The organism is Arthrobacter sp. 135MFCol5.1 (assembly GCF_000374865.1).
Lineage (GTDB): Bacteria > Actinomycetota > Actinomycetes > Actinomycetales > Micrococcaceae > Arthrobacter.
On the sequence record NZ_KB895452.1, the window covers coordinates 567,702 to 583,540 of the forward strand.

17 protein-coding genes and 1 tRNA gene are annotated in these 15,839 nt (G+C 67.2%); 8 read left to right on the forward strand and 10 right to left on the reverse strand.

Annotated features, from left to right (window positions below; translation table 11 throughout):
* Positions 1 to 30 precede the first annotated feature (30 nt).
* Together secE and C563_RS0102605 are read right to left on the reverse strand one after the other, a co-directional pair.
* Positions 31 to 315, reverse strand: coding sequence for a preprotein translocase subunit SecE (gene secE, locus C563_RS0102600; RefSeq protein ID WP_018760474.1), 285 nt, complete (start codon positions 313 to 315; stop codon positions 31 to 33).
* A gap of 83 nt (positions 316 to 398) precedes the next feature.
* A tRNA-Trp gene (locus C563_RS0102605) sits at positions 399 to 471 on the reverse strand.
* A gap of 277 nt (positions 472 to 748) precedes the next feature.
* Between C563_RS0102605 and C563_RS0102610 the strand changes: the two genes are divergently transcribed.
* A complete protein-coding gene (locus C563_RS0102610; protein WP_018760475.1) occupies positions 749 to 1,966 on the forward strand; it encodes a pyridoxal phosphate-dependent aminotransferase in 1,218 nt (405 codons plus the stop codon).
* A gap of 135 nt (positions 1,967 to 2,101) precedes the next feature.
* Here the strand turns inward: C563_RS0102610 and C563_RS0102615 are convergent, their stop codons facing one another.
* Both C563_RS0102615 and C563_RS0102620 read right to left on the reverse strand, forming a co-directional pair.
* Complete coding sequence (locus C563_RS0102615; RefSeq protein WP_018760476.1) at positions 2,102 to 2,791, reverse strand: LuxR C-terminal-related transcriptional regulator; 690 nt, start codon at positions 2,789 to 2,791, stop codon at positions 2,102 to 2,104.
* On the reverse strand, positions 2,788 to 4,122 hold the full coding sequence (locus C563_RS0102620) for an ATP-binding protein (RefSeq protein WP_018760477.1): 1,335 nt from the start codon (positions 4,120 to 4,122) through the stop codon (positions 2,788 to 2,790). Before C563_RS0102620 ends, C563_RS0102615 begins: the two co-directional genes overlap by 4 nt.
* A 125-nt stretch (positions 4,123 to 4,247) precedes the next feature.
* On the opposite strand from C563_RS0102620, the gene C563_RS0102625 reads away from it, so the two are divergent.
* From C563_RS0102625 to C563_RS0102645, 5 genes are all read left to right on the forward strand, one after another.
* Positions 4,248 to 5,801, forward strand: coding sequence for a PspC domain-containing protein (locus C563_RS0102625; RefSeq protein WP_018760478.1), 1,554 nt, complete (start codon positions 4,248 to 4,250; stop codon positions 5,799 to 5,801).
* 1 nt (position 5,802) lies between these two features.
* Positions 5,803 to 6,057: a hypothetical protein gene (locus C563_RS0102630; RefSeq protein WP_018760479.1), complete on the forward strand. Its 255-nt coding sequence runs from the start codon at positions 5,803 to 5,805 to the stop codon at positions 6,055 to 6,057.
* A gap of 3 nt (positions 6,058 to 6,060) precedes the next feature.
* Positions 6,061 to 6,324: a PspC domain-containing protein gene (locus C563_RS0102635; RefSeq protein WP_018760480.1), complete on the forward strand. Its 264-nt coding sequence runs from the start codon at positions 6,061 to 6,063 to the stop codon at positions 6,322 to 6,324.
* 212 nt (positions 6,325 to 6,536) lie between these two features.
* Complete coding sequence (locus tag C563_RS0102640) at positions 6,537 to 7,562, forward strand: ATP-dependent 6-phosphofructokinase (protein WP_018760481.1); 1,026 nt, start codon at positions 6,537 to 6,539, stop codon at positions 7,560 to 7,562.
* 27 nt (positions 7,563 to 7,589) lie between these two features.
* Positions 7,590 to 8,306 carry a GNAT family N-acetyltransferase gene (locus tag C563_RS0102645; protein ID WP_018760482.1) on the forward strand — a complete coding sequence of 239 codons (717 nt, stop codon included), beginning with the start codon at positions 7,590 to 7,592 and terminating at the stop codon, positions 8,304 to 8,306.
* Here C563_RS0102645 and C563_RS0102650 read toward each other — a convergent pair.
* The 6 genes from C563_RS0102650 to C563_RS0102680 all read right to left on the reverse strand — a co-directional run bounded on the left by C563_RS0102650 (position 8,268) and on the right by C563_RS0102680 (position 13,704).
* The gene (locus C563_RS0102650; RefSeq protein ID WP_018760483.1) at positions 8,268 to 9,791 is read right to left on the reverse strand and encodes a DHA2 family efflux MFS transporter permease subunit; all 1,524 of its coding nucleotides are present in this window, start codon (positions 9,789 to 9,791) and stop codon (positions 8,268 to 8,270) included. The two genes, C563_RS0102645 and C563_RS0102650, sit on opposite strands and share 39 nt — an antisense overlap.
* Before the next feature lie 53 nt (positions 9,792 to 9,844).
* On the reverse strand, positions 9,845 to 10,264 hold the full coding sequence (locus C563_RS0102655) for an ankyrin repeat domain-containing protein (protein ID WP_018760484.1): 420 nt from the start codon (positions 10,262 to 10,264) through the stop codon (positions 9,845 to 9,847).
* Complete coding sequence (gene ygfZ, locus C563_RS0102660; RefSeq protein WP_026264306.1) at positions 10,264 to 11,346, reverse strand: CAF17-like 4Fe-4S cluster assembly/insertion protein YgfZ; 1,083 nt, start codon at positions 11,344 to 11,346, stop codon at positions 10,264 to 10,266. Before ygfZ ends, C563_RS0102655 begins: the two co-directional genes overlap by 1 nt.
* Positions 11,347 to 11,404: 58 nt before the next feature.
* A complete protein-coding gene (locus tag C563_RS0102665) occupies positions 11,405 to 12,139 on the reverse strand; it encodes a flavodoxin family protein (RefSeq protein ID WP_018760486.1) in 735 nt (244 codons plus the stop codon).
* 17 nt (positions 12,140 to 12,156) lie between these two features.
* On the reverse strand, positions 12,157 to 12,765 hold the full coding sequence (locus C563_RS0102670; protein ID WP_018760487.1) for an FABP family protein: 609 nt from the start codon (positions 12,763 to 12,765) through the stop codon (positions 12,157 to 12,159).
* A gap of 171 nt (positions 12,766 to 12,936) precedes the next feature.
* Complete coding sequence (locus C563_RS0102680) at positions 12,937 to 13,704, reverse strand: hypothetical protein (protein WP_018760489.1); 768 nt, start codon at positions 13,702 to 13,704, stop codon at positions 12,937 to 12,939.
* A 340-nt stretch (positions 13,705 to 14,044) separates the two neighbouring features.
* Between C563_RS0102680 and C563_RS0102685 the strand changes: the two genes are divergently transcribed.
* Positions 14,045 to 14,743 (forward strand): winged helix-turn-helix transcriptional regulator, encoded by a 699-nt coding sequence (locus tag C563_RS0102685; RefSeq protein ID WP_013601862.1) that lies wholly within the window; start codon positions 14,045 to 14,047, stop codon positions 14,741 to 14,743.
* A 33-nt stretch (positions 14,744 to 14,776) separates the two neighbouring features.
* A complete protein-coding gene (gene mshD, locus C563_RS0102690; protein WP_018760490.1) occupies positions 14,777 to 15,745 on the forward strand; it encodes a mycothiol synthase in 969 nt (322 codons plus the stop codon).
* Positions 15,746 to 15,839 lie beyond the last annotated feature (94 nt).

Here is a 15,839-nt window from a genome sequence, read left to right on the forward strand (position 1 = left end):
CGAAACACGCGGCCTGCGGACCATCCAGCCTTAGCTGTCCGTCGAGCCGGTACCGCCGAAGATCCAGCTGACAGCGGTTCCGAAACCAATGTCCAGCAGGCTGACGATGACCATCATGATGGCCACGAACACCAGCACCACGAGCGTGTAGTTGATCAGTTCCTTGCGGGTGGGGGCCACAACCTTCTTGAGTTCGCCAATGATCTGGCGGACAAAGAGAGCAATGCGGGCGAAGAAGCTTGCCTTGGCTTCCTTCTTAGCTGGGCGGCCCTTGGAGCTGCTGGCAGCTGTTTCGGTCACCTGGTCCTCGCTCATCTTTGCAATGGTGGATTACCCGGCCCTGATCAGAACCATGGTTGCTGCGTCTGCCCCGGGCTTTCGCCCGGAGACAGCTTGCGCAGGGCAGACAGGACTCGAACCTGCAACCTGCGGTTTTGGAGACCGCTGCGCTACCAATTGCGCCACTACCCTATGGAGTGAATGCCACTCTTTGACGACCCAGGCACCAGTTTGAACTGGGGCGCACGCCATCATCCGTGTTTCAACACCGGTGAACCAGTCTACGCAAGAAGTCCGCGTAGGTAAAACCGGCCCGACCCGGCCCATCCGCCGGCCGGTCCGACTTGTGCAGCAGTCAGCAGTCACAAAACCAAACCGGCTCCCCGGAGGGTCCGCTGAACAGCTTAGAGTAGAACTCGTCGAAACCCACATTCCAGCCTTCCGGCTGCAAGCGAAGAACGGACCTGCCATGTCTGCCGCCCGCGTTTCCAAGCGCATATCCGCAATTGCCGAATCCGCAACCCTTGCCGTTGATGCCAAGGCGAAGGCGCTCAAGGCAGCAGGCCGTCCGGTTATTGGCTTCGGCGCGGGCGAACCCGACTTCCCCACCCCGGACTACATTGTCCAGGCCGCCATCGAAGCAGCCGGCCAGCCCAAGTACCACCGCTACTCTCCCGCGGGCGGCCTGCCTGAGCTGAAGAAGGCCATTGCCGAAAAGACCGTCCGGGACTCCGGCTACACCGTTGACCCCTCGCAGGTGCTGGTCACCAACGGCGGCAAGCAGGCCGTATACAACACCTTCGCCACCCTGGTGGATCCGGGTGACGAGGTCATCGTGCCCACCCCGTTCTGGACCACCTACCCCGAGGCGATCCGCCTGGCCGGCGGCGTGCCCGTGGAAGTTTTCGCCGGCCCCGAGCAGGACTACCTGGTAACCGTGGAGCAGTTGGAAGCGGCCGTCACGGACAAGACGAAGATCCTCTTGTTCGTCTCGCCGTCGAACCCCACCGGCGCTGTCTACTCGCCGGAGCAGGTGGCTGAGATCGGCAAGTGGGCCGCAGCAAAGGGCCTCTGGGTTGTCACGGACGAGATCTACGAGCACCTCACCTACGACGGCGTCCCCTTCACCTCCATCGCCACGGCGGCCCCAGAGCTTGGCGACAAGGTGGTCATCCTCAACGGCGTTGCCAAGACGTACGCGATGACCGGCTGGCGCGTGGGCTGGATGATCGGCCCCGCCGACGTCATTAAGGCCGCCACCAACCTGCAGTCGCACGCCACGTCCAACGTCTCCAACATCATGCAGATTGCGGCCCTCGCCGCCGTGTCCGGTCCGCTGACCGCGGTCGATGAGATGAAGGTGGCCTTCGACCGCCGCCGCAAGGCCATCGTCGCCGGCCTGAACGCCATTGACGGCGTGGAATGCCCGACGCCGAAGGGCGCCTTCTACGTCTACGCGGACGTCCGGGGGCTGCTGGGCAAGGAATTCCCCACCGCGTCAGGCACCGCCACGCCTCAGACGTCTGCCGAGCTGGCCGCCCTGATCCTGGATGAGGTAGAGGTGGCTGTGGTCCCCGGCGAGGCGTTCGGCCCGTCCGGATTCGTGCGCCTCTCCTACGCACTGGGCGATGACGACCTCGCCACCGGCGTCCAGCGCCTGCAGGACTTCCTGGGCAAGGCCCAGTAGACGCCCGGTCGCTTCCGGCCGGTTAAACAACGACCCCCGCTCACTTTCCTTGAGGAAGTGAGCGGGCGTCGGTGTTTAAGGCGTCAAAGGTGAGCGGGCGTCGGGGTTTAAGGCGTCAAAGGTGAGCTGGCGTTGTTAGAGGAGGCGGCGCTCGGCGGCCCACTTGGTCAGCTCATGCCGGCTGGAAAGCTGCAGCTTCCGGAGCACCGCGGACACGTGGGTTTCCACCGTCTTGATGCTGATGAAGAGTTCCTTGGCCACTTCCTTGTAGCTGTAGCCCCGGGCGATGAGCCGCATGACCTCCAGTTCGCGTGCCGAGAGCTTGTCCAGCTCGTCGTCGGCAATGTCCGCGGGAGCGGTTCCGAATGCGTCCAGGACGAACCCGGCCAGGCGCGGGGAGAACACGGCGTCGCCGCCGGCCACCCGGAACACGGCATCAGTGATCTCGGCGCCGGAAACGGTCTTGGTGACATAGCCCCTGGCCCCGGCGCGGATCACCGCCACCACGTCCTCCGCTGCGTCGGAAACGCTCAGGGCAAGGAAGCGGGTGGCGGAGAGGAGCGGTGCGGAGCCGGCGATGACTTCCCGGCCGCCGCCACCCAGCCCACCGGGCAGGTGCACGTCCAGGAGGACGACGTCGGGCCGCTGCTCGGCGATCACGGCGATGGCCTGTTCCACGGTGGCGGCTTCCCCCACCACGTGGATGCTGGCGTCGAGGTCGGCCTTCAACCCGGAGCGGAAGATCGCGTGATCGTCCACGATCACCACCCGCACGGATTTGGCCGGCCGGGCGGCTGCGCCCCCTGTTCCCTGGATGGTGCTCATGGTTTCCCTTCCGCGTTCTCCGCTGCCGGCAGCCTCAGCCGAACCTCGGTGCCGTCATCCGTACTGAGGATGGCAGCCGAGCCGCCATGCCTTTTCATTCTGCCGATGATCGATTCCCGGACGCCAAGCCTGTCCGAGGGAACGTTCCCCAGCTCAAAACCGGGGCCCCTGTCCTTGATGAAGATCTCGGCTTGCCCGTCCGACGCCTCAAGATAAACGGACACCGTTCCGCCGCCGTGCCGGGAGGCATTAAGCATCGCCTCACGGCTGGCCTGGACCAAGGCTTCGTGAGCCTCCGTCATGGCGGCGTCACCCACCGTGACCACCTCCACAGCGTTGCCAAGCAGGTCCTCCACCTCGGCGGCTGCGGCCTTGATCCGGTCCGACAATTGGCCGCTTTCCCGTCCATGGTCCTGAAAGAGCCAGCCACGCAACTCCCGCTCCTGCGCGCGGGCCAGGCGGACGACGTCGTGCTCGTTGCCCGCCCGCCGCTGGATCAAGGCGAGCGTCTGCAGCACTGAGTCGTGCAGGTGGGCCGCGATCTCCGCGCGTTCCGTTTCCCGGATGCGGCCCGCACGCTCGGCTTCGAGGTCCCGCCAGAATTTCAAGGCCCACGGCAGCAGGACCAGCACCACGCCGCCCAGGACCGCCACGGAAGCCAGCAGCGCAAGCCACGTCTGTTCCCAGGAACCCGAGCCGGACACCATCACCAGGACACCGGCAACCACCAGCGCCAGCCCCGCTGCGAGCCGGCCCCAGCCGCCGGCCTGGTCCGCCTTGGTCTTGTCCACCAGTCCCGCCCGGCGGGTCTCGTCCAGTTGCATCCAGGCGATCGAGGCGCCACCCAGGACAGCGGCGGCGGGGATGAGGGTGCCCAGGGACACATCAACACCCAGCAACTGGGCGATCATGATCCCGGCGACCAGCAGGAGCCCGCAGCCGAGCAGGATCTCCTTGCCGTAGCGCATGCCCCGCACCCGGAACCAGGGAGCGCCGGGGGTTGCGCCCGTGCCGGCCGGGCCGGAGCCCGCGGCACCCGTGGGACTTCCGTCGTCGTCCGTTGTTGCGGCGGCGGGCCGGCTCACCGCCGGGGCAATGGGCGACGCCGGGCGGCGGGTATTGCGCCGGGCAGCCTCATCCGCGGTGGGAACCATGATCCAGAGCCACGCGTAAAACACCAGGCCGGCCCCGCCTGCGAAGGACGCGAGGACCATGCCCCAGCGGACGGTCTTCACGGGCCACCCGAGGTGCAGGGCCAGGCCGGAGCACACGCCGGCGATGACCCGGTCACTGCTCCGGGCCAGGGGCGGCCGCGCGGGGAGGGTTGTCATGGATCAATCCAAGCATGGATCAGGGTAGCCCGGACCGGGTTGTGCGCTTTCCCGGGGGTGGCTCAGGGACCGTTCAGGGTTTCCCCCAGTAGAGCGGCGACGGGCTTGGACGGGAGGATCGAAGTATGAACTCGCAGACCCCTTCCCCCGACGACGAACACCCAACCGGGCCGTTGCCCGGCTCCGGCAACCAGCGGCCCACCGAGCCGCTGCCGGCCTCCGACGCGATTCCTCCGGGCCCGGCGTCGGGCCCCGCCCAGGGCGGCCCCGGCGGTTCGCAGGATGGCCCCACCGCTCCCCCAGCTTCCGACCCGGCACAGGGCTATGCCTTCCACGCCGGCCCCACCCCGCCAGCAGCCTCAAGCGACTTCTTCGGCTGGATCCGCAGCCAGGGCATCTCCCGGGGCAGCGACCGCTGGATCGGCGGCGTCTGCAGCGGCATAGCCCACCGGCTCGGCGTGGACCCCATCATCATCCGCGGAGCCCTAATAGTCCTGACCCTCCTGGCAGGCATCGGCGTACTGCTCTACGGCCTGGCCTGGGCCTTCCTCCCGGAACCGGACGGCCGGATCCACGTCCAGGAAGCCGGCGCGGGCCGCTGGTCCAGTGGCATGACGGGCGCACTGATCGCCACCGTCCTCGGATTCACCGGCCTGGGCGGAGGGTTCTGGGGGTGGAGCCACAACGGCTTGAGCGGCCTCCTCTGGACCGTGTTCTGGGTAGCCGGCGCGATCTTCCTGATCTACCACCTCTCCCAGCGCAACAAAGCACGTCCCACCATGGCGGGCCATGCTCCGGCGGCTCCGGGTGCGCCCTACACGGCGGGACGGCCAGGTTCCGAACACACGTCGTCCTTCTCCGCGCCCACCACGTCCGGCCCCGCCCAGGGGTTCCCTCCAGCGCCCGCCTATGGCGGCGGCACCGCCGGCGGGCCCGCAGGGAATGGCCCGGGAGCATTCGGAGGGACCGGCGGCCCGGGCGGTTCCGGCGGCGGGGTTCCCGGCGGGGACGGATACCCGGCGCCGTGGGTTCCGCCGCGGCCGCCCAAGCCCCGGCCGGCCGGCCCGGGTGCCCCCGCCGTCGCCATCGCCACCGGCTCTGCCCTGCTGGTGGGCGGAGGCCTCAAGGCACTGGACGCCGGGCATGTCATCGACCTTGGCGGCTCCGGCAACGCGATTGTCTGGGCCAGCGCCGCGGCAGTCCTGGGCCTGGGCATCCTCGTGGCGGGACTGCGCGGCCGGACCTCGGGGATCCTGAGCCTATTCGCCGTGATCGCCCTGGTTACCGGCGGCGTCTACAACGTGGCGAACGACGGCAGGATGCGTTTCCAGCAGGTGGACTGGAACCCCGCCAGCATCGAGGAGGCGCGCGGCGGCATCGACATCACCGCCGGACGGGGAACCGTGAACCTCACGGACCTGTCCCCCTTAGCCCCCCTGACCTCCGACGTCGTGGTTCCGCTCGATATCACGGCCAGCAACGTCACCGTGGTGATCCCGCAGAACGTGCCCGTGGATATCAAGGCGGACATGACCATGGGCAACCTGAACGAGGCCACAGGCCAGCGCGGCGGGACCACCACCCGCGAGAGCAGCTACAACACGGACAAACCCGGCAACCACCTGGTGGTGCGGATCGATGGCACCTTCAGCAACGTCACAATCCAGGAAGGCAACTGACATGGACAGCAACATTCCGACGACGGCGGGCCACGAGCCTGCCGATGCGGCGCCGGCCAGGGTGGGAACCGTGGTGTGGGGCCTGATCGTCCTGGCTTTGGCCGCGCTGATCATCGTGGCGCAACTGGGCATCGTCACCCTCAACGGGACCTACGTCCTGATCGGCCTCATGATCGGCGCCGGAGTGGCCCTGGTGGCCGGCGGCCTGCTCTCTGCCCGCAAACGTGACAACGACCCACTGAAAAGGAAGTCTTGAACCATGGATAAGTTCTTCAGCATTGTCAGGGGCCTTGGCCTGAAGCGCGGCCCGCAGCGCTGGCTCGGCGGGGTGCTGGGCGGCATCGCGGCCAAGCTGAACGTGGACGTGGCCTACGTCCGCATCGCGTTCCTGCTGTTCTGCCTCCTCCCGGGACCCGCCGTCGTCTTCTACCTGCTGGCCTGGGTGGTGCTTCCGGACCAGCGCGACGAGATCCCGCTGCAAACCTTCCTGGAGCGCCGCTCGACCAACGGCCCACGGATGTAGCTACGGAAGGTGCCTCCCCCCACTGGGGGACCAGGCCCCCGCCCTCGTGAACGGATCACGGATGCGGGGGCTTTTTCCTGCCCGCGGCCACCCGCCGGGAAGCGCACCGCATGTAACCGGTTTGTGTCGTACCCCACACACCCCACTACACTTCTAGGTGAGCTCAGCGTGGCGCTCTGCCTGTAAACCTTCTCCCAGGATTTGAGCTGAACATGAAAATTGGAATCCTTACCAGTGGTGGCGACTGCCCCGGCTTGAACGCCGTGATCCGCGGCGCCGTGCTGAAGGGCATCGCCATCCACGGCCACGAATTCGTCGGATTCCTCGATGGCTGGCGCGGCGTGGTGGAGGGCGACATCATCGACATCCCCCGCACCATGGTCCGCGGCATCGCGAAACAGGGTGGCACCATCCTGGGCACCTCCCGCACCAACCCGTTCGAAAACGGCGGCGGCCCCGAGGCCATCAAGGCCCACATGGACCGGCTGGGCATCGACGCCATCATCGCTATCGGCGGTGAGGGAACGCTCGCCGCCGCCAAGCGCCTGACCGACGCCGGGCTGAAGATTGTCGGTGTCCCCAAGACCGTGGACAACGACCTCGACGCCACCGACTACACCTTCGGCTTCGATACCGCCGTCCAGATCGCCACCGAAGCGATTGACCGGCTCCGCACCACCGGCGAGTCCCACCACCGCTGCATGATCGCCGAAGTCATGGGCCGGCACGTGGGCTGGATCGCCCTGCACGCCGGCATGGCCGCGGGTGCGCACGCCATCCTCATCCCGGAGCAGAAAGTCAGCATCGAGCAGATCACCGAGTGGGTCAATGAAGCCCACGCCCGCGGCCGCGCGCCGCTGGTGGTGGTGGCTGAGGGCTTTGTCCCGGAGCACATGGAGAGCCCGCACTCCGAGCGCGGCCTGGACACGTTCGGCCGGCCCCGGCTGGGCGGCATCGCCGACCAGCTCGCGCCCGAGCTGGAGGCCCGGACCGGCATCGAAACCCGGGCAACCATCCTGGGCCACATCCAGCGCGGCGGCGTACCGTCCGCCTTCGACCGCGTCCTGGCCACCCGGCTGGGCATGGCCGCCATCGATTCCGTGGTGGAGGGGTACTGGGGCACCATGGTGGCGCTGAAGGGAACCGATATCCACCACGTCGCGTTCCAGGAAGCCCTCGGCCAGTTGAAGACCGTTCCGCAGAACCGGTACGACGAAGCGGCTGTCCTGTTCGGATAAGCCGCAAGGCCGCCCTAGGCTGGGACCATGACACTCGACCCCGGCTCTGCTGCCATCATCCAGTTGGCGTGGGCACGCCGGCTGGGCCTTGACGACGACGCATTCGGGACCGGACTCGCCTCGGCCGAACGGATTGTGCGGGCCGACGAGTCAGTCCGGACCGTTGAGTTCGTGCGGCTTTTCGGAAGTTCGGTGCTGGTGGGGCCGCAGAGCGTGATCGACGCCGCCGCCGGCATCCCGGATGAGGAAATGGCCCAGCACGTGACCCTCCTGACCCTCACCAGGGACCGAGGCGGTCACGGCCTCGGTGCCGCGGCACTGTTCTTCGCGGACGACCTGCCCCTGCAGCAGCCCTCCGACGAGCTCACCGTGTCCCACGGCAACCCCGAGGCCATCGAGTTGGAGGGCCGCTGCCCGCCCGATGACGTCAACGAAGTTGGCCTCTCCGACCTGGAAAACCGGTACACGATCGTCCACGAGCAGGATGGCCGGCGCGTGCCCTTGGCCTGCGGGGCCTACGGCGAGTGGGAAGGCCTGCTGGCAAACATGGGGGTCTTGGTCGACCCGGAGTGGCGCCGGCGCGGCCTTGGTTCCCTGGCGGGCTCCATCGCGGCCCACGAAGCACTCGCAGCGGGACTGACGCTGCAGTGGCGCGCGGACGTCAGCAACACGGGCTGCCTGGCGTTGGCCCGGAAGCTTGGCCTCTCAGCCGGCGGAATCCAGACCAGCGTCCACCTTCGCTGACGGCTGGCCTTGGGCCGGCGCTCCCCAACCCTGGACGGGCTGCGGCTTTGCGAAAAACAACGCTACGGCTGCCCCCACCAGGATCACTCCGGCGGGAAGAAGGATGGACTGGCCCATCGCCGTCGAAAAGCCACCGTGCAGGAATTCGGGCAGCGAGCCGCCCATCGCCAGGCCTTCGCCGGCGGATCCGCCGGGGCCTCCCGCAGGCAGTTCGGCCGTGAGCCGCGACTGGATGAGCACCGCGATGGCGGCACTGCCCAGGACTGCGCCGATCTGGCGGGTGGTGTTGTAAACACCCGAACCCGCCCCGGCCTGCCGTGGCGGCAGGTTCCTGGTGGCCGTAGTGCTCAACGGGGCCCATATGCCTGCGTTGGCGAAGCCCAAAACGGCGCTGGGCAGCAGGAACATCAGGATGGGTGTGTCCGGTTGCATCAGGGCTGAGTTCCAGAGCAGCGCCACAGCCATCAGCACGAGCCCGGTGGCGGTGATGTATTTTGGGTTGACGCGGTCCACCAGCTTGCCCACGACGGGCGCGAGTCCGCCGGATATCAGGGCCATGGGCACCATCATCAGGGCGGACTGGGTGGGAGTCAGGCCCCGGACCAGCTGGTAGTAGAAGATCAGCGGCAGGCTGAAGGCGGTCACGGTGAAGCCCACCGTGGTGATCCCGATGTTGGCGAGCGAAAAGTTCCGGTCCTTGAACAGCGCCAAGGGCAGCAGCGGTTCACCCTTGTTGAAGCGCTGCCACGCCACGAAGGCCGCCAGCACCACGATGCCGGCGATGATCAGGCCCCATACGCTGATGGGTCCGGTGATGGTGCCCCAGTTGTAGGTCTCGCCTTCCTGGATGCCAAAAACCAGCAGGAACAGGCCGACGGCGCTGAGCAGGACCCCGGGGATATCGAACTTGTGCGGGTGCGTGCTCAGTGCCGGCACGTTGCGCCACGCCAGGATGAACCCGACCAAGCCAACCGGGACGTTGATGAAGAAGATCCATTCCCAGCCGAGCCCGTCCACCAGGACGCCGCCGAGGATGGGCCCGACGAGGGTCGCCATACCGGCGGTTGCGCCCCAGACTGCCATCGCAGAGCCGCGGCGGTCCGGCGGGAAGATGCGGGTGATGACAGCCATGGTCTGGGGAGTCATCATGGCGGCGCCGAGGCCTTGGAGCACGCGGGCCGCGATCAGGACCCGGACGTCGCCGGACAGGCCGCACCACAGCGAGGCCAGCGTAAAGACCACCAGGCCGGAGAGGTACAGCTTCTTGGGCCCGAACCTGTCGCCGAGGCGGCCGGTGATGAGCAGCGGGACAGCGTAGGCCAGCAGGTAGGCGCTGGTCACCCAGATGACCGAGTTGATGTCCGCGTCCAGGCCTTCCATGATCCGGGGGTTGGCCACGGACACGATGGTGGTGTCGATCAGGATCATGAAGAACCCGATCACCAGGGACCACAGGGCCGGCCAGGGCTTCGCTACGTTTTCCACTCGATCATCCTTTGAAATTTTGGTATTGGTGCCGGGCGGACCCGGCGAAAGCGCTAGCCCAGCAGATCCAGGATCTCCGCGCGGGCGAACATTTGGGCCGCGGCCCGCGCCGACGGCGCTCCGGCATCCGGATCGGCTCCGGCGTCCAGCAGGACACGGGCCACGTCCGGGTAGCCCTTGAAGGCTGCCCCGGCAAGCGGGGTCTGGCCACGGTCGTTGGCAGTGTTGGCGTCGGCGCCGTGCTTAAGGAGCAACTCCACCGTATCGGCGTGGCCGTGGTACGCGGCCAGCATCAGCAGGGAGTCTCCTGTGGCGTTGGTCATGGTTGCCGGCGCCCCGGCTTCAAGGTAGGCGCCAAGCAAGGCGTCGTTGCCGTCGCGGGCCGCCTGAAACAGCGAGTGCGCCAGCGCCACCGCGGCATCATTGTCCTGCGTGGCCTCCGGCGCAATACCCGGTGCGGTGTGGTCTGTCATCAGCGGGGCCCTCTCAGGAATCCGGTCTGCCGCCCAACAACCTGGCCGGCGTCCGGGGCGACAATAAGCTCCTGGACGGCCGGATACGGTTCATCGCCGTCCAGGACCGTCAGTATTTCATCCGGCGCCACGGAACGCTTTATGACCGCCAGCGCCACGGGACCCATCTCGTGGTGTTGCGCAACGGACGTCACCGTGCCCACTTTGCGTTCCCCTGCCATGACCGGGCTGCCGGCCGCGGGCAGTGTGTGCTGCGAACCGTCCAACTGCAGGAACACCAGCCGCCGCGGCGGGTGGCCAAGGTTGTGCACGCGGGCGACGGTTTCCTGTCCCTTGTAGCAGCCCTTGGCCAAGTGCACCGCGGTGCGCAGGAGGTCGAGTTCGTGCGGGATGGTCTTGTCATCGGTTTCTGCGCCGATCCTGGGGCGCCAGGCAGCGACGCGGAGGGCTTCGGCCGCGAGCACTCCGGCCAGCGGGCGTCCGGCGACTGCGGCCTCGAGTTCCTCGGCGGGGATGAGGTATTCGAACCAGGGACGCTCAAGGCCCGGGTGGTTTTCCTCGGACACAGTGGCGTACGAGTACCCGCCCGCCGAGACATGCGGCCAGGGATCCTGCCAGGCAAGGCGTCCGGCCCATTCGGGAACCGCCGTGGTGCTGCCCACCACGGCCCAATCGGCGGAGACGTCGGTGATCTCCACCCGCAGCATGAACTTCATCCGGTTCAAGTACTCGGCCAGCGGTGCAGCCTCGGCGGCCTCCACGATCAGCCAGGTGGTCCCGCCGTCGTCAACAACCCTGGCATCAAAGTCGATGCGCCCCTGGACGCTGAGCAGCAACAGTTCGCTGGACTCACCCGGCGCCAGGGCTGCCACCTGCTGGGACGAGAGCGTGTTGAGCCAGCTCAACCGGTCCGGTCCGGTGACGGTGACCACACCGCGGTGTGACAGGTCGACGACGGCGGTTCCGGCAGCGAGTGCGCGCTGCTCGCGCAACGGCTCGCCGTAGTGGGCGGCGACACCGGCGTCGGGGCCGGCGGCCTCAACGGCGCCGGGACGCGACAACAAAGGGCTGGGCGTACTCATATTGGCGGCAACGTCCTTTAGCAGCGGGGTATTCCGGGTTGTGAAGGTTCAGCCAACGCTAGCGGTATTCCGGGTTCTCAAAATCGAACCGCGTACCGGCCTCCCATTCACCGGGCAGGTTGCCGTAGGCCGGGTAGCCTCCGGCATCCTTGAGGATCCTGGCCAGGTGCAGGAGGTTCCAGGTCATGAACGTCGTGTTCCGGTTGGTGAAGTCTGTCTCCGGGCCGCCGGAGCCCTCGTCCAGGTAGCTGGGGCCGGGCCCTACCGGCCCGATCCACCCGGCGTCGGCCTGCGGCGGGATGCTGAAGCCGATGTGCTGGAGGCTGTAGAGGATGTTCATGGCGCAGTGCTTGATGCCGTCCTCGTTTCCGGTGATGAGGCAGCCGCCGACCTTCGGGTAGAACGCCCACTGGCCCTGGCTGTTGAGCTGGCCGGAGTGGGCGTAGAGGCGCTCGATCAGCTTCTTGGTCTGGGACGAGTTGTCGCCCAGCCAGATGGGGCCGGCCACCACCACGATGTCCGCTTCCTGGACGGCGGGGTAAATCTCCGGCCATTCATCGGTGGCCCAGCCGTGCTCGGTCATGTCCGGGTAGACGCCCGTGGCGATGTCGTGATCGACAGTGCGGATGAGCCTGGTGCTGACGCCCTGCTTCTCCATGATCCGGCGGCTGATGGTAATCAGCCCTTCGGTGTTGGAGGTCTGGGGTGACTTCTTCAGGGTGCCGTTGAAGAAGACGGCCTTGAGGTCGCTGTAGCTGGTGGGCTTGCCTGCGTGTTCCGTTCCGTCTTCCATGGCGGGGCCTTTCCGGGTCAGGAAACTCTTTTCAGGAATGCAGAGGCGTGGGCCTCCAGCCCTTTTCCGGCCTCTCCACCCGTTGCCACGTCCCACCGCCACAAAAGGTTCCCGTCCACCAGGCCGAAGATCCGGGTGGCGGCACTGTAGTCTTTGGAATGGCTGCCGCGCATCACCATGTCGGTGGTCAGCTGGATCTGCGGTCCCTTGATCTGGCCGTAGTACAGCTCCGTGATGCCGCCAGGGTGGGCGATGGATACGGAGATGTCGAAGCCGCCGTCCTTGTTGCGCAGCGCCTCCACCTCGTCGGCGCTTTTCAACACCGGAACGATGTCTGCCGGCACCAGCCCCGGGCCGCCGTCGGCATCCAGCTGTTTGCGCTCCAGCGCCCAGAAGCCGGTCTCGACGGTGAGCGGCCGCAGCCGCGTGCCGTCGTCGTCGGTCAACCAGCTTTCGGCGCGGTACTGGAGGTACGGCAGCCCGTTGTGGGTGAAGGACACGTGCTGCAGGAAATGCTCGGAATCCTCGTCACCGCTGCCCAGCCGGCCGCGTCCTTCCCACTCACCTATGAGCCAGGATAGGGGGACGAGTTCGGGAGTCAGGTCTGTGGGAATCTCAATGGGCACTGTCTATTACCTCGAGATACGGCGGTGGGAAAGGATGTGGCTACTTCTGGCCTTTGAAGAGGCGGTAGACCACGAAACCGGCAAACCAGGCCATGGAAACGCTCGCGATACCGAGCAGGACGAGGAAGAAGATTTCAAATGCAAGTACGGACATGGTGCAATCCTAACCCGTTAGTAGATGAGTAGTTTGTCTATGAAGTACGCCAGGGATCCGACGGCTGAGACCGGGGCCAGGCCCATGCTCAAGGCTGCCGGCATATTCAACGGTGCGCCGCGCAGTGTCGCGAGCCTGCGGAAGCTGGCCAGGACCGCACCGACGATGACGCCGAAGACGGCCGCGGGCAGGACAGCAATGTCCGACAGGACCAGGCCGGCGAGCGGACCGGCCAGGCCGGCCAGCACAACGCCCAGGGGCGCGACGATGCTGTCCGGCCATTGGATGAGTCCGGCAAGGAGCGCTACGGCGGCGCTGATCGCGGCCACCAGGAGCATTTCGCGGACACCGTTGAACCGGGCGCCGGCTATCCAGCCGGCGCCGAGGCAGGACAGGAGGACACCGACACAGCACCCGAGGGTGGATTCCAGCCGTTGCGCCTGGCCGGTGCCGCGGATGAGCTGCACCACGAAGACGGCCATCATGCCCAGGGCGACGAAGGCGGGCGTCCAGTCGAGGTAGCCGGGGGGCGGGGCCACGGAGGCGCAGACCGCGGCGGCGGCTCCCGGCAGGGCGATCACGGCGGCCAGGGTCTTCTTCGCCGGAATGCGGAGGAAGTGCGGCCACCCGATGCCCACGGCCGCGGCGATCAGGATGCCGACGGCGGCCAGGGCTTCCGGGGAGGAATAGACGCCGGCGATGATGGCAATGAGCCCGGCGATCCCGACGACCCCGATGGTCCAGGAGCCAAGTGACCGTACAGGTGACTGCAGTTCCGCCGTCATCCGGGGCCCGGCCTGTGCTTTGTCGGTGCACTCACTGCGCTGATTTCCCATCCTGGCGTCGGCTGGAAGGCTGGTCCGCCCCCTCGTGGCAGGGCTGGTCCGCCCTGCTCCAATCCTGCCCTATATGAACCGCTTATGTCGCAAAACGTACCTGTCCAGGGCCCCAATCTGTGGCTTGGAAGGGGGTGCCGGGTATACTCAAGGTTCAGCTACGCTCCCTGCTGAGGTGGCTGGCCGGCGGCGCGCTGACGGTCCACAAACCTCCCGCAGGAAGCCCGTACCGGCCGGTGAGAATCCGGTTCAGTCGCCCAAAGATGCGCGGACGGCCCTTGGAGGAACAATGTCGCACATCCTGTTACTGACGAACAGCACCGGTTCTTCGGTGGACATCCTGCCTGCCCTTGAGCTGCTGAACCACCGGGTCCATATCCTGCCCGCGGAACCCACTGCCCTGCTGGAGACTGACCCGTGCGACATCGTCCTGCTGGATGCGCGCAAAGACCTCGTGGGTGCCCGTTCCCTCACCCAGCTGCTGAAGGCCACCGGACTGAGCGCCCCCCTTGTCCTGATCCTCACCGAGGGCGGCATGGCGGCGGTTTCCTCGGCGTGGGCCGTTGACGACATCGTCCTGGATTCTGCCGGACCCGCCGAGGTGGAAGCCCGCATCCGGCTGTCCGTGGCGCGGGCCGTCCCGGAACAGGAGGACGCGCCCACCGAGATCCGGGCCGCCGGTGTGATCATCGACGAAGCAAGCTACACGGCACGCGTCAACGGCGCACCCTTGAACCTGACCTTCAAGGAGTTCGAGCTCCTGAAGTACCTCGCGCAGCACCCCGGCCGCGTCTTCACCCGCCAGCAGCTGCTCACTGAAGTCTGGGGCTACGACTACTACGGCGGCACCCGCACGGTCGATGTCCACGTCCGCCGGCTTCGCGCCAAGCTTGGCGCGGACCACGAGAACCTGATCAGCACGGTCAGGAACGTGGGCTACCGCCTCACCCTGGTCAGGCAGCAGGAAGACGAACTTACCGAAGCCTGAGCCCTGCACGCCTTCGCCGTATAGCCTTGGCTCATGACTCCAGCGCATCCGCAGAAGTGGCCCGTCCATGTTGTCCGGGGCGGCGTTGACCAGCAGCTCCTGAAAGACTGCCGCGACCTCCTTGCGGCGGCCGAGGAATCGGACGGCAATCCCTCGATCTCCGAACAGACCCTGGTGACCATGCGCGCTGGCGACTCGCCGGACCACACCCTGCTGACGCTGGCCCTGTACGCGCCGGACGAGGACTCCGACCCCGCCACCGGCCAGGACCTGGCCGGGTTCGCCGTGGTGGTGGACGAGCCGGACGGCAACGGTGTCCTGGAGATCGCAGTGCACCCCTCCTACCGCAACCAGGGCGTGGCGGACCGGCTGGTGGGCGCGCTCAAGGAGGTGCGGGGCTTCGACGGGCTGAAAGCCTGGTCCCACGGAAACCATGAAGCAGCCGCGGACCTCGCGGCCCGGTACGGCTACGCACCGGTGCGCGAATTGTGGAAGATGCGGATGACGACGGCCGGCGCCGACCTGCCCGACGCCGGACTGCCGGACGGTGTGGCCATCCGCGCCTTCGTGCCCGGCAAGGATGAGGAGGCCTGGCTGGCAGCGAACCGGGCGGCATTCGCACACCACCCCGAGCAAGGAAACCTGACCCGTGCGGACCTGGACGCCCGGATGGCGGAGGACTGGTTCGATCCGGCCGGGTTCTTCCTGGCCGAGGACCGTGAAGGGCGTTTGCTCGGCTACCACTGGACCAAGGTCCACCCGCGTCACGGAGAGCATCCGGCCATCGGCGAGGTGTACGTGGTTGGTGTTGCGCCGGAGGCGCAGGGCCTGGGCCTGGGCAAGGCCCTGACGATCGCCGGCATCAAGCACCTGCGCGACTCCGGCCTCAGCGGGGTCATGCTGTACGTGGATGCGGACAATACTGCGGCAGTTGCCCTGTACCGGCGGCTGGGGTTCACCCGTTGGGACATGGACGTCATGTACGGCCCGGCTGCAGGCTAGGTTACGGGCCCCGGAACAAAGCCCGGCGGTGCGTTAAACAGGGCCGTGGGGCCGGTGAATGCTTGTAAGGTTGGAATGGAGCCGCGCGGGGCGG